Source organism: Ruegeria sp. CDSA077 (assembly GCF_059612265.1).
On the sequence record NZ_JBXWQG010000007.1, the window covers coordinates 1 to 11,275 of the forward strand.

The following is an 11,275-nucleotide window of genomic DNA, read 5'->3' on the forward strand; positions in this document are numbered from 1 at the left end:
CAGCCCGCAAAATCAACCAACTTCCCACCCAACTCAACATGCAAACCATGCAAAGGCGTGCGCTTAATATCCGTCATAAATAAACCCTTTCCCAAGCCAGTTTTCCGAGGTCATCGAATAGCTTGCAACGATGAATTTGCAGGACAGTCTGATATCACCAAGGTTCCTGTGGACGGTCTTGCGAGTCAACAACAATACCGCCCGGCCAGATTCGGGGGTGAGCGAGAATAATTTCCAAACCGCAACGAACGGCTCTGGCCCCGGACCTAGACCTGTCCTAAGACTTGCCACGCAAGAGGGACCGACATGTCACATATCACACTGGTGCGTCACGGGCAGGCCAACACCACCGCGCGCGACGAAAAGAACTATGACAAGCTCAGCGATCTGGGACATCAGCAGGCCCGCTGGCTGGGGGCGCATTTGCAGGACACACGCAGCCATTTTCCCCGGGTCTATTGCGGCACCCTGATCCGCCACGCCGAGACCACCGCCAGCATGGGGCTGACTGATCCGATCCGCGATCCGCGGCTGAACGAGATCGAGTATTTCACCATCGCGCAGCTGTTCGAGGAACAGCACGGAGTGAAAGTGCCCACTGATCGCGAAGGTTTTGTCGAGCATCTGCCCCGCACCTTTGCCGCCTGGGCCGATGGCGCCATCAAAAACACACCGGAAACCTTCGAGGAATTCGAAACCCGGGTGCGCGACGCGCTGACCGATATCGGAACCGAAGGCGGCCCTGCCATCGTTGTGACCTCGGGCGGGTTGATTTCGATGGTTGTCCGGCAGGCGATGGGCCTGGATATCCCGGCCATGGCGCGGGTGGCTCTTGCCATCATGAACACGTCAATGCACCGTTTATACCCGATAGGTACTCAGCTCAGCCCGGTTCTGTTCAATGCCGTTCCGCATCTGGAAGCACCAGACCGGCAGTTTGCACAGACCCACCTGTAACCCCAAACCAGAGGCTTTGTGATGCAACTTTACTATGCCCCTCGCACGATTTCGGTCGCCGTTGCGATTGCACTGGAAGAGGCCGGGCTGGACTATGAAGCGATCCAACTGGACTTTACCGGTGGAGAGCAAACCAAATCCGCCTACAAGCAGATCAACCCAAAAGGCCGGGTTCCGGCGCTGGTGGTAGACGGTGGGATTTTGACCGAAACCGGGGCACTTTTGGAGTTCATCGCAGCAATGGCTCCGAAGGCCGGGCTGGTGCCTGCGGACCCGATCATGGCCGCCCGGATGCGCGAGGTGATGTATTACCTTGCCTCGACCATGCATGTGAACCACGCCCATAAGCTGCGCGGCGCACGGTGGGCCGACAAGAAATCCAGCTGGAAGGATATGACGGCAAAAGTCGCGCAGACCATGGCAGCGTCCTGCGACTATATCTGTTCGAACGGTCTGCGTGGACCGTTTGTGCTGGGCGAGGCGTTCTCACTGGCCGATGCCTATTTGTATGTGGTTTGCAGTTGGTTGGAAGGCGACGGCGTCGACGTCGCAGCCTACCCCAAGATCGTCGCCTTTCGTGAGGCGGCAGAGGCGCGCGCTTCGCTGAAAGCCGTACGTGCCGCCGGAATGCTCTGATAAAGGGGACAAAATATGACGCATCTATGGGTCCGGGCCGAACAGCGCCCGAACGAAGAACGGGTCGGGCTGACCCCTGAAGGCGCTTTGGCGCTGATCGCTGCTGGCATCCGCGTAACGGTCGAGGAAAGCCATGTTCGCGCCATCCCCATCGACGGTTACAAGGCTGCTGGCTGCGAGATCGCGCCCGAGAATTCCTGGCCAGATGCACCTAAGGACGCGATCATCTTTGGCCTCAAGGAACTGCCCGAGGATGGCACGCCCCTGCCCCACCGCCACATCATGTTCGGCCATGCCTATAAGGGTCAGCATTCCGGCCGGGCGCTGCTAGAACGGTTCAAGGCCGGGGGCGGAACGCTGTATGATCTGGAATATCTTGTCGAGGAAAACGGCCGCCGGGTCGCCGCCTTTGGCTATTGGGCCGGCTATGCCGGGGCTGCGGTGACACTCAAGACTTGGGCCGCGCAGCAGCGGGGCGCGGAATGCCCTCCGGTTGGTGTTTATCCCAGCAAGGACGCGTTGAATACCGAGCTTCTGGCTGAACTAGATGCCATCGAGGCCAATAAACCAAGGGCCATCGTCATCGGTGCTCTTGGCCGCGTGGGTACCGGCGCCAGCGACCTTTGCACGGCGATGGATGTCAGTGTCACCAAGTGGGACATGGCCGAAACCGCCGGCGGTGGGCCGTTCCCTGAAATCCTGGACCACGACCTGTTCCTGAACTGTATCTTCGCGCGCCCAGGTACGCCGATTTTTGTCCCACATGAGGCACTGGCCGCTGACCGCAAGCTGACCGCCATCGGCGATGTCGCTTGTGACCCCGACAGCGATTATAACCCTGTTCCGGTTTATGACCGAGCAACAACTTGGGACGCACCTGCCCTGCGCGTGGCGACCAATCCGGTTCTTGATGTAGTTGCAATCGACAATCTGCCGTCGATGCTACCGGTCGAAAGCTCGGAAGATTATGCAGCACAGCTTCTGCCTTCTCTGTTGACCCTGACCGATCTGGACAGCGGCGTCTGGGGCCGGGCCCGCGATACGTTCGACAACCATGTCTAGGAGTAGCCACGCATGGAACACCTGATCGGAGGCGCGGCAGCAGTTCTAGGCACTGTATGTTGGCTTCCTCAAACCCTAAAGACCTGGCGCTCCCGCGAGACCAAGGATCTGTCTATGCCGGCGAACCTGTTGATTCTGGCCACGTTGAGCCTGTGGCTGATTTACGGAGTGATGATTGCGGCATGGCCGCTGATATTGGCTAATGTGATCTCGATCCTGCTTGTCAGCGCGATCGTGATTGCAAAACTGAGGTTTGGCTGAACAGCCGTAAAGGAGTTTTCACATGACGATTCACTGGTGTGGCACCGGCCTGTCGGCCATTCCCGGCTTACGCCGCCTGATCGAAGGCGGGCAAAAGGTCACGGTCTGGAACCGGACAATCGAAAAGGCCAAGGCCGAAGTTGGTGACCTGACCAGCGATATCCGCGTTTTTGACATCGACGCCTTGGCGGCGGTGCTGGAACAGGACGATGTCATCGTTTCGATGTTGCCCGGCGATTGGCACGTGCCCTTGGCCGAGCTTGCAATCGCGAAACAGGCGAATTTCGTCTCATCCTCCTATATCGCGCCCGAGATGCGCGCGTTGGACGACGCGGCCCGCGAAGCCGGGGTGGCGCTGGTCAACGAGGTCGGGCTGGACCCGGGCATCGATCACTTGATGGCTCATGCACTGATCGACGACTATCGCGCTTCGGACGCGTTCGACCCGCAGAACCACCTGAGTTTCATCTCTTATTGCGGGGGTATCCCCAGGCATCCGAACCCGTTCCGGTACAAGTTCAGCTGGTCACCGCTGGGTGTGCTCAAGGCGTTGCGTTCACCATCGAAATCAATTCGCAATTATGCTCCGCTGGACGTGGCGCGCCCATGGGATGCGATTACCAGCTATATCGCACCCCTGCCCACACCCGAAAGCTTTGAGGTCTACCCGAACCGCGACTCGATCCCGTTCATGGCGCAGTACCATTTCGAGGATCACTGGCCGGTCAAGGAATTCGTCCGCGGTACGCTGCGTCTGAATGGCTGGGCCGATGCGTGGTCAGATGTGTTTGCCGAAATCGAAACCCTGTCAGGGCCCGAAGGCGATGCACGCCTGAAGGAGATGTCGGACCAGTTCTGGGCCGAAAACGCCTATGACGAGGGCGAGCCGGACCGTGTGGTTCTGTGTGTGGGCCTGAAGGCGGAAAAAGACGGCGTTCCGGTCTGGCACAAAACCTATGTGATGGATGCCTGGGGTGACGACCGCGGCACGGCAATGGCGCGGCTGGTTTCGGTCCCCGTTTCACTGGCTGTCGAAGCCGTCTTGAACCGCGCTATCCCGGCAGGCGTTCATGCGGCCCCCAATGATCCAAAGCTGGTGCAGAGTTGGATGGCTGAAATTGACCGGCTGGCGCAGCATCTGCAGGTGGTGGATCACGCGGGCTGAAAACTAAGCCCGCACCAACCTGGATTGGCCGGGTTGGTACATCAATTCAGATGCGTATACGCGAGATCGACAAGGTTTCTACGCAATTCCGGTCCAAACAAGTGTTCAGCTGCATAGCGGTATTCTTCGGAGCCCTTATCCGAGCCCGAAAAGTAATATTCGCCACCCGAAACACACTCAAACATGGCGCTGTCTACTATCAACCTATTTGCATATTCTTTTGACGCAGTCTGCTCGAATCCGATTGCTGTGCCGAGGTAAACAACCTGCACCAGGACCTTTGCACGCCAATCACCTTGGTCGATCAGGTCATACGGCGTATCAAAACCAGCTCCGCTGTGAAAACCTGGATATTGCTCTGCAAATTGCAATGCAATGTCTTCGCAGCTAAGCTCAGCATAGCTCGCGCGTTTTTCAGGAAACAGAGGCGGGCAATCTGGGCCAGCAAGTCGGCAGGCCTCAAGGAACTTGCGGCGATCATATGCATTGTGTGGATCGGCATGTAATGCTTCGGAAAAGGCCAAAGCCGAAGGTCTATACTCCTTTGCCCGCAATCTGAAATAGCCAGCATAGCTCCAGGCCCACGGGCCCACTTTATGGTTGGCTATGGCGTCTTCAACCAGAGGCTCAACCTCTGACAACCGATCCATCCGGCGCAAGAGTTTGGCTTTTGTCTCTAGCGAATAGTCATTACCCGGGGCAATCTCCAGCGCTGCCTCAATTGCCTCCATCGCCGCTGGGTATTCTTCGGCGCGGGCGTGGGCCAGCGCCTTCCACTGCCACGGCACGCGGCTTTCAGGGTCTTCTGCAATAGCCAGATCAGCCTCGCTTTGGGCAGCCTCCCAGTCTCTATTCCACATATGTGCCCGCATCTTGTGTCGATGGATCAGCGACCGGGTTGACGGGTTATATGCCGCCCATATCAACAACGTATCACAGGCGGCCAACTTGTCTTCCAAGTCAGCCTTACTGAAGTTGCAGGTAGCCATCAGCTTTTTACGTTCTTGGCCTAGCACCAAAACCCCAACGATTGCGATCAAGACAATACCCGTTAGAACACGGGCGAGCTTCGATTTTCTGTGTCGCAAAGAAGCTGGGGTATCGGATGTCATTCATTCAACCAAAAGTAGTTCACCCGAACCTAAATCAAACCTGGCTGAAATTGTCCACGACCATCCCTTTATCCGATTAAAACGCCAGACAAGAAGGTGTGGAAAACTCTGTCCTCGATCCGTTGCGCAATCGCCTACATCAGATCGTTTTCCACATCTTCCGCCGATACCCCCAGCGCATCCAAACCATTTTCCAGATGATCTGACATGTGCGGCGTGCCGATCAGGTAATCAGCGCAGGGGGTTGAGGCTTCGGCCCTTGCGGTGGCGATGGCTTCGACCAGATCCTCGGCGAAGAAGCTTTCACGCCCGATCCACATGATAGCCACCAGTTCGGCCTGTTCGTCCTCGCTCATGTGATCAATGAACGCGCGCAACTCGCCCTCGGCCCGATTCAGCTCGCGCCCCATCAGCGCAACCTGAGCAACTTTTCTTGCTGAAATTTCCAACATGACCCGACTCCTGTGTTCGCGGCTTTCGAATGAAACAACCACTAGGCAGAGCCCGAGTCTTTGATCTTGAACAAACGCGTTAGCGCAGGCGCACACGCGAAACCGGCTGATCCGGCACCGGTGCGGTTCTGAACGGGCGAAAGGTGGCTTTTTTCACCCAAAGTTTAAGTGCCTGCCAGATGATCAGCGCAAAGGTCCGCCGCGCACCAAATGGGCGGCGCAGCAGCGACCACAGGATCACCCGGTTGGTCAGCGGACGGCGTGTCCCGGTCAGGGTGGCGATCAATCCGCCCTCGGGGCGGGTATAGTCGATCCAAACGCCAACACGTTCGGGGCGGTAGTCGAACCGGAAGGTGTAACTTCCTTCGATTTTCTGGAAGGGCGAGACATGCAGCAGCTTGTCAGCCACCATCCTGTCGGTTGCCTTGATGGGTGAAAAGCCGGGATTGTGGCACAGATAGCTGTGGCGCGTGCCATAGGTATTGGTCACCTCGGCCACAACCGCATAGAGCGCACCCTGCCCATCGAAACAGAACCAGAAGCTGACCGGGTTGAAGACATGACCCAAAACCCGGGGCTGGGTCAGCAACATCAGGCGCGCCGGTTGCGCCACCTGCATCTGATCGAACTGGGCGCGCAGCCATACGGCAGCGCCGCCTTGGCCCGGCGCCCCCCCGTGGTCCTGCGACCGCCAGTTGGTAACGTTGGCCCGGTTCACCGAAAACAGCACTGGTGTAGTCAGATCACATTCGGGGTTGAGAAGAATGTAGTCGACCGAATAGCGGAAGGCGTTTTCGATCGCCCCCTTGCGCCCGTGAAAAGTATGGCCCGCAACGTGATCAACGGTCTGTGTCATTCGATATGGTCCGACCCGCTTGTAACCGCCCGGAGGGGCGTGGTTTTCTGAAGGTTTCTGTTACTTAGAATACGGCATCCAGCCAGGATTGGATCAAAAATATCGCTTCAGAGTGATCCGGCTTGGGACACCAACCGTATTGTGGTTATGTTTACCGAGATAGACACCGTGACCTTGGACGAGCCGGCGGCTACACCCGCCGTCCTCAAGCCATGGCGCGCAAGAAAACGCATCAAGGGTAAACAGGTGAACGGAACACAAAGCAGTTGCGACACCAGGATTGAGTGGGTGGACCATGTCAGGCGCATTCGGGATGCGCAGGATCAGGCGGCTTTTGCCGAGCTGTTCCAGCATTTTGCGCCGCGTATCAAGGCGTTCCTGATGAAGTCAGGCTCGGACGCGACCATGTCCGAGGAATGTGCGCAAGAGGTGATGGCGACCTTGTGGCACAAGGCCCATCTGTTCGATCCGACCCGGGCAACGGTGGCCACATGGGTGTTCACCATCGCACGGAACAAACGCATCGACGCCCTGCGCAAGCAACGGCGCCCCGAACCGGAAGAACTGGGATGGGGCCCCGAGTCCGAACCTGATCAGGACGACGTGATCGTCTTGCAACAAGAAACCGCGCAGCTGCGCACTGCCTTGAAGGCGTTGCCTGACGCGCAAAGAGACTTGATCGAAAAGGCCTATTTCGGAGACCTGAGTCACCGGGAAATTGCGTCTCAGACTGGATTGCCTCTGGGAACGATCAAATCAAGAATTAGGCTGGCGCTGGATCGCCTGCGCCACGCAATGAACTGAGACAGAGACGATGAGCAAACAGATTAAGCATCACCTGACGGAAGATCTGCTGATGGCATATGCCGCCGGCAGCCTGCCCGAAGCGTTCGATCTGATGGTCGCGACCCATCTGTCGCTGTGTGACCATTGCCGCGCGCAGGCTGAAAGCTTTGATGCGGTTGGCGGACAGATACTGGACGAGCTGCCCTATCCTGCCCAAATGAGCGACAGCGCGCTGGCTGCGACGATGGCGCTGATCGCCCAAGGCGCACCGACCCCCAAGCCCGTGAACAAGGGCTGCGCCGTGCTACCTGCCCCCCTGCAGGACTACGTCGGCGGCACTGTCAATGACATCCGATGGCGGCCCATCGGAATGGGCGTCAGACAAGCTATTTTGCCGACGAGCGGCGACGCTTCGGCACGTCTGCTGTTCATTCCGGCCGGAACCGCAGTTCCGGATCACAGCCATAACGGTATGGAATTGACCATGGTTCTGCAGGGTGCTTTCTCGGATGAGGTTGATCACTTTGCACGCGGCGATGTCGAGATTGCCGATGAAGATCTGCATCACACCCCGACCGCAGACATTACCGCAGATTGCATCTGTCTGGCCGTTACCGACGCGCCGCTAAAATTCACCAAGCTCATGCCCCGCTTGTTCCAGCCCTTCCTGCGTATCTGATCTCTGGGACCTGACGCGGTGCGCTGGCCAAATCCGGCCAATGTCGCATCGAACAGCTTGTCAGATTTCGTGCCGCGCCAGCGGTACAACGCCCGGCGTGTCGTCAGGTGCGATCTCTTCGAAATCGAAATTGTCCAGTCGCTGCGCCCGGCGCCCTGCCTTTTCAGCGCTGATCTTGATTTCCGAGATATCCTTGGCCGCCTGCCCGAAATGACGGTCCAGATTGGAAACCCGATCGCCCAGGCGATCTACATCCTTGTGCAGCAGACCCAGCTCTTTGCGGATAGCACCCGCCTGTTCCCGCATCCTTGCGTCCTTCAGGATCGCGCGCATCGTGTTCAGCGTTGCCATGCAGGTGGTGGGCGAGACGATCCAAACGCGTTTGGTAAAGCTCTCCTGCACCAATTCGGGAAACTTGGCGTGCAACTCGGCATAAACCGCTTCAGAAGGTAGGAACATCAACGCGCCATCGGCGGTTTCCCCGTCCAGAATGTATTTCTCGGAGATGTCGTTGATATGCTTGCGCACAGTTGTTCGGAACATCTGCACCGCTGCTTTCAGCTCCGCATCATTGGTCGACCCGATCAGCGCCTCATACGCTTCCAACGGGAATTTGCTGTCGATCACAATGGGGCCTGGTGGGTTGGGCAGGTGGATCAGGCAATCTGCCCGACGCCCGTTCGACAAGGTCGCCTGCAGTTTGAAACTGTCCGAGGGCAACGCCTTGGAGACGATATCGTTCAACTGAATCTCTCCGAACGCACCGCGCGTCTGTTTGTTCGACAGAATATCCTGAAGCGACAGCACATCGCCCGACAGTTTGGTGATGTTATCCTGCGCCTTGTCGATGGCCGCCAGACGCTCCTGCAACTGGGTCAGTGACGTCGCCGTCTGTTTCGACGAGCCGTGAAGCGATTCCTTCATCCGCTCCTGCATCTCGGCCAGCGCACGCGCGGATTTCATCGCATTATCTGCCAGCCGATCGTTCATCTGCTGCTGCACCGAAGACAGGCGGGATTCAACCGTCTGGATCACCTGCAGCTGCGCATTGGCCTGCGTGTCCGAGACATGCTGCAGACCACCGCGCAGCTGCTCTTGTCCTTGTCCCAACTGCTGAACATGCTGACCCAGATGCGCCATTTGCCGCGACAGTGGCTCGGCCATCCTGGCTGACCGGTTGGCCGCTCGCAAAGACAGGAACAGCAGCAACAGGATCAATGCCACCACCCCGCCAACGACCAAGATCACGGGGTCGTTCAAGGCAAATTGGGTTCCTGCAATCTCGATCATATCGCCTCGGGTGTTCTTGTTTTATTCTTCATAGCCCGCGCACCCCGCGGGATCAACTGCGTCCGAACAAACGTTCGATATCGGTCAGCTTCAGTTCCACATAAGTTGGCCGCCCGTGGTTGCACTGGCCGGAATGAGGCGTTGCCTCCATCTCGCGCAGCAGGGCGTTCATCTCTTCGGCCCGCATTCGGCGGCCCGAGCGGATCGAACCGTGACAGGCGACACGACTGAGGATCGCCTCAATCCGCGCCTGCACCATCTGGCTTTCACCCTGATCGGACAGCTCATCCAGAATATCCAGAATCATTGCGCGGGCGTTGACCTCACCCAGAATGGCCGGGGTTTCACGCACGGCAACCGCACCGCCGCCGAAGGGCTCGAGCGTCAGGCCAAAGCGCGAAAGGTCATCTGCCACCGCCATAAGTCGCGCGCAGTCGCCTTCAGACAACTCTACGATCTCGGGGATCAGCAGCGCCTGCGCCGCCACGCCGTTCGCCGCCATCTGGGCTTTCAGCTTTTCATAGACCAACCGCTCATGCGCGGCGTGCTGATCGACGATCACCATGCCATCAGCGGTCTGGGCGATGATGTAGTTTTCATGCACCTGCCCGCGCGCGGCTCCCAAAGGCAGGTCTTCGGTCGGCGCCTCGGAAGCGGGCTCCGCGACCGGCTCGACCACGCTGCCGCTGTAATCGCGGGTCAGTTCAGCAAAGCCCGGCGCCTGCGCCTGATAAGCCATCTGGCGCGCGGCGGGTGAGGGGCGATCCATCTGATACACCCGCGCCGGGGTGGAGTGAGACGGCTCGGGTCGCATCGCGCCAAGCGTCGCGTTTGCGACGGTCGAGGACGCCCGGTGCCCCGCTTCGGCCAGTGCGTGCCGCAGGGCCGAGACGATCAGCCCGCGTGCGACGCCGGGATCGCAGAACCGGACCTCGGATTTCGCGGGGTGCACGTTCACATCCACCAGCGTCGGATCACAGTCGATGAACAGAGCCGCCGCCGGATGCCGATCACGGCTGAGAAAGTCGAAATAGGCCGCCCGCAATGCACCGGTCAGCATCTTGTCACGCACAGGCCGTCCATTGACGAACAGGTACTGCGCCACCGCTGCGCCCCGAGAATAGGTCGGCAGAGCGGCATAGCCATACAGCCGGATACCCTCACGCGTGGCGTCAATTTGCAACGCGTTCTCGGCAAACTCGCGCCCGATCACGCGGGCCAGTCGGGCATGCAACGCGTTAAACAGATCACCATTCTCGCGGTCAGCACGGAAGGTTACGCGCCCCTCGCCGCCGCCCGAGACATCGCGCAGGGAAAAGGTGACCGAGGGCTCGGCCATGGCCAGACGTTTGACCGTATCGGCGATGGCCTGTGTCTCGGCGCGGTCGGTACGCATGAATTTCAGACGCGCAGGCGTGGCAAAGAACAGATCGCGCAACTCGACCACGGTACCCGCGCGCAGAGCCGCGGGTTTCACCGCGGACATTGTGCCACCAGCGACCTGAATCTGCGCCGCATCCGCCCCCGGAACACGACTGGTTATGGTCAAACGCCCGACCGCGCCCAGCGACGGCAACGCCTCACCGCGAAATCCGAAAGTATGAATGTTCAGCAGATCCGACCCGTCGATTTTCGAGGTTGCGTGGCGGGACAAAGCCAACGGCAAGTCCGTCGCCGCAATACCACAGCCGTCATCGGTGACGCGAATCAGCGTCTTGCCCCCATCGGCGATCTCTATCGCAACCCGCGTGGCACCTGCATCAATGGCGTTCTCGATCAATTCCTTGACCGCAGAGGCCGGTCGCTCAACCACTTCGCCGGCTGCGATCCGGTTGATTGCAGCATCGTCCAACTGCCGAATTACCGGTCGAAACTCGCTGATATTGGGGTTTGCCTGCTCCATACCCCTAGACCTAGCACATGCGCACACGATTCTGCCACCGCTATGGTATTCAGATTTTGTGCAAGAGGGGGGCGTTCGGACAATCGCGCCATGTCGGCCTGCAAGGCGACGACCTT

12 protein-coding genes are annotated in these 11,275 nt (G+C 58.8%); 7 read left to right on the forward strand and 5 right to left on the reverse strand.

The window, feature by feature from the left end; genetic code table 11:
• Positions 1-306: 306 nt before the first annotated feature.
• Genes AC2FLE_RS13885 through AC2FLE_RS13905 form a run of 5 tightly spaced genes read left to right on the forward strand, consistent with a single transcriptional unit; the run spans position 307 to position 4,081 of the window.
• Positions 307-957: a histidine phosphatase family protein gene (locus AC2FLE_RS13885; protein ID WP_142640087.1), complete on the forward strand. Its 651-nt coding sequence runs from the start codon at positions 307-309 to the stop codon at positions 955-957.
• A gap of 21 nt (positions 958-978) precedes the next feature.
• Positions 979-1,593 carry a glutathione S-transferase family protein gene (locus AC2FLE_RS13890; RefSeq protein WP_496697712.1) on the forward strand — a complete coding sequence of 205 codons (615 nt, stop codon included), beginning with the start codon at positions 979-981 and terminating at the stop codon, positions 1,591-1,593.
• 15 nt (positions 1,594-1,608) lie between these two features.
• Positions 1,609-2,655: a saccharopine dehydrogenase gene (locus AC2FLE_RS13895; RefSeq protein ID WP_496697714.1), complete on the forward strand. Its 1,047-nt coding sequence runs from the start codon at positions 1,609-1,611 to the stop codon at positions 2,653-2,655.
• Between the two features lie 12 nt (positions 2,656-2,667).
• Positions 2,668-2,916: a SemiSWEET family sugar transporter gene (locus AC2FLE_RS13900; protein WP_496697715.1), complete on the forward strand. Its 249-nt coding sequence runs from the start codon at positions 2,668-2,670 to the stop codon at positions 2,914-2,916.
• A 22-nt stretch (positions 2,917-2,938) separates the two neighbouring features.
• Positions 2,939-4,081 (forward strand): saccharopine dehydrogenase family protein, encoded by a 1,143-nt coding sequence (locus AC2FLE_RS13905; RefSeq protein ID WP_496697717.1) that lies wholly within the window; start codon positions 2,939-2,941, stop codon positions 4,079-4,081.
• Between the two features lie 41 nt (positions 4,082-4,122).
• Here AC2FLE_RS13905 and AC2FLE_RS13910 read toward each other — a convergent pair whose 3' ends face one another.
• The 3 genes from AC2FLE_RS13910 to AC2FLE_RS13920 all read right to left on the reverse strand — a co-directional run bounded on the left by AC2FLE_RS13910 (position 4,123) and on the right by AC2FLE_RS13920 (position 6,501).
• Complete coding sequence (locus AC2FLE_RS13910; RefSeq protein WP_496697719.1) at positions 4,123-5,193, reverse strand: tetratricopeptide repeat protein; 1,071 nt, start codon at positions 5,191-5,193, stop codon at positions 4,123-4,125.
• Between the two features lie 134 nt (positions 5,194-5,327).
• The gene (locus AC2FLE_RS13915) at positions 5,328-5,645 is read right to left on the reverse strand and encodes a DUF3775 domain-containing protein (RefSeq protein ID WP_142640076.1); all 318 of its coding nucleotides are present in this window, start codon (positions 5,643-5,645) and stop codon (positions 5,328-5,330) included.
• Between the two features lie 79 nt (positions 5,646-5,724).
• Positions 5,725-6,501 (reverse strand): DUF1365 domain-containing protein, encoded by a 777-nt coding sequence (locus AC2FLE_RS13920; RefSeq protein WP_496697720.1) that lies wholly within the window; start codon positions 6,499-6,501, stop codon positions 5,725-5,727.
• Between the two features lie 147 nt (positions 6,502-6,648).
• On the opposite strand from AC2FLE_RS13920, the gene AC2FLE_RS13925 reads away from it, so the two are divergent.
• Together AC2FLE_RS13925 and AC2FLE_RS13930 are read left to right on the forward strand one after the other, a co-directional pair.
• Complete coding sequence (locus AC2FLE_RS13925) at positions 6,649-7,305, forward strand: sigma-70 family RNA polymerase sigma factor (protein ID WP_496697722.1); 657 nt, start codon at positions 6,649-6,651, stop codon at positions 7,303-7,305.
• Positions 7,306-7,315: 10 nt separating this feature from the next.
• Complete coding sequence (locus AC2FLE_RS13930) at positions 7,316-7,966, forward strand: ChrR family anti-sigma-E factor (protein WP_496697724.1); 651 nt, start codon at positions 7,316-7,318, stop codon at positions 7,964-7,966.
• 60 nt (positions 7,967-8,026) lie between these two features.
• Here the strand turns inward: AC2FLE_RS13930 and AC2FLE_RS13935 are convergent, their stop codons facing one another.
• Complete coding sequence (locus tag AC2FLE_RS13935; protein WP_496697726.1) at positions 8,027-9,256, reverse strand: DNA recombination protein RmuC; 1,230 nt, start codon at positions 9,254-9,256, stop codon at positions 8,027-8,029.
• Between the two features lie 52 nt (positions 9,257-9,308).
• Entirely contained in the window at positions 9,309-11,159 is a 1,851-nt protein-coding gene (gene mutL, locus AC2FLE_RS13940) for a DNA mismatch repair endonuclease MutL (RefSeq protein WP_496697727.1), read from the reverse strand.
• Positions 11,160-11,275: the final 116 nt, after the last annotated feature.

Excerpts from the sequence above, each read along its gene's own strand:
- AC2FLE_RS13885 (WP_142640087.1), top strand. The coding sequence starts at position 307 with ATGTCACATATCACACTGGTGCGTCACGGGCAGGCCAACACCACCGCG.
- AC2FLE_RS13890 (WP_496697712.1), top strand. The coding sequence starts at position 979 with ATGCAACTTTACTATGCCCCTCGCACGATTTCGGTCGCCGTTGCGATT.
- AC2FLE_RS13895 (WP_496697714.1), top strand. The coding sequence starts at position 1,609 with ATGACGCATCTATGGGTCCGGGCCGAACAGCGCCCGAACGAAGAACGG.
- AC2FLE_RS13900 (WP_496697715.1), top strand. The coding sequence starts at position 2,668 with ATGGAACACCTGATCGGAGGCGCGGCAGCAGTTCTAGGCACTGTATGT.
- AC2FLE_RS13905 (WP_496697717.1), top strand. The coding sequence starts at position 2,939 with ATGACGATTCACTGGTGTGGCACCGGCCTGTCGGCCATTCCCGGCTTA.
- AC2FLE_RS13910 (WP_496697719.1), bottom strand. The coding sequence starts at position 5,193 with ATGACATCCGATACCCCAGCTTCTTTGCGACACAGAAAATCGAAGCTC.
- AC2FLE_RS13915 (WP_142640076.1), bottom strand. The coding sequence starts at position 5,645 with ATGTTGGAAATTTCAGCAAGAAAAGTTGCTCAGGTTGCGCTGATGGGG.
- AC2FLE_RS13920 (WP_496697720.1), bottom strand. The coding sequence starts at position 6,501 with ATGACACAGACCGTTGATCACGTTGCGGGCCATACTTTTCACGGGCGC.
- AC2FLE_RS13925 (WP_496697722.1), top strand. The coding sequence starts at position 6,649 with ATGTTTACCGAGATAGACACCGTGACCTTGGACGAGCCGGCGGCTACA.
- AC2FLE_RS13930 (WP_496697724.1), top strand. The coding sequence starts at position 7,316 with ATGAGCAAACAGATTAAGCATCACCTGACGGAAGATCTGCTGATGGCA.
- AC2FLE_RS13935 (WP_496697726.1), bottom strand. The coding sequence starts at position 9,256 with ATGATCGAGATTGCAGGAACCCAATTTGCCTTGAACGACCCCGTGATC.
- mutL (WP_496697727.1), bottom strand. The coding sequence starts at position 11,159 with ATGGAGCAGGCAAACCCCAATATCAGCGAGTTTCGACCGGTAATTCGG.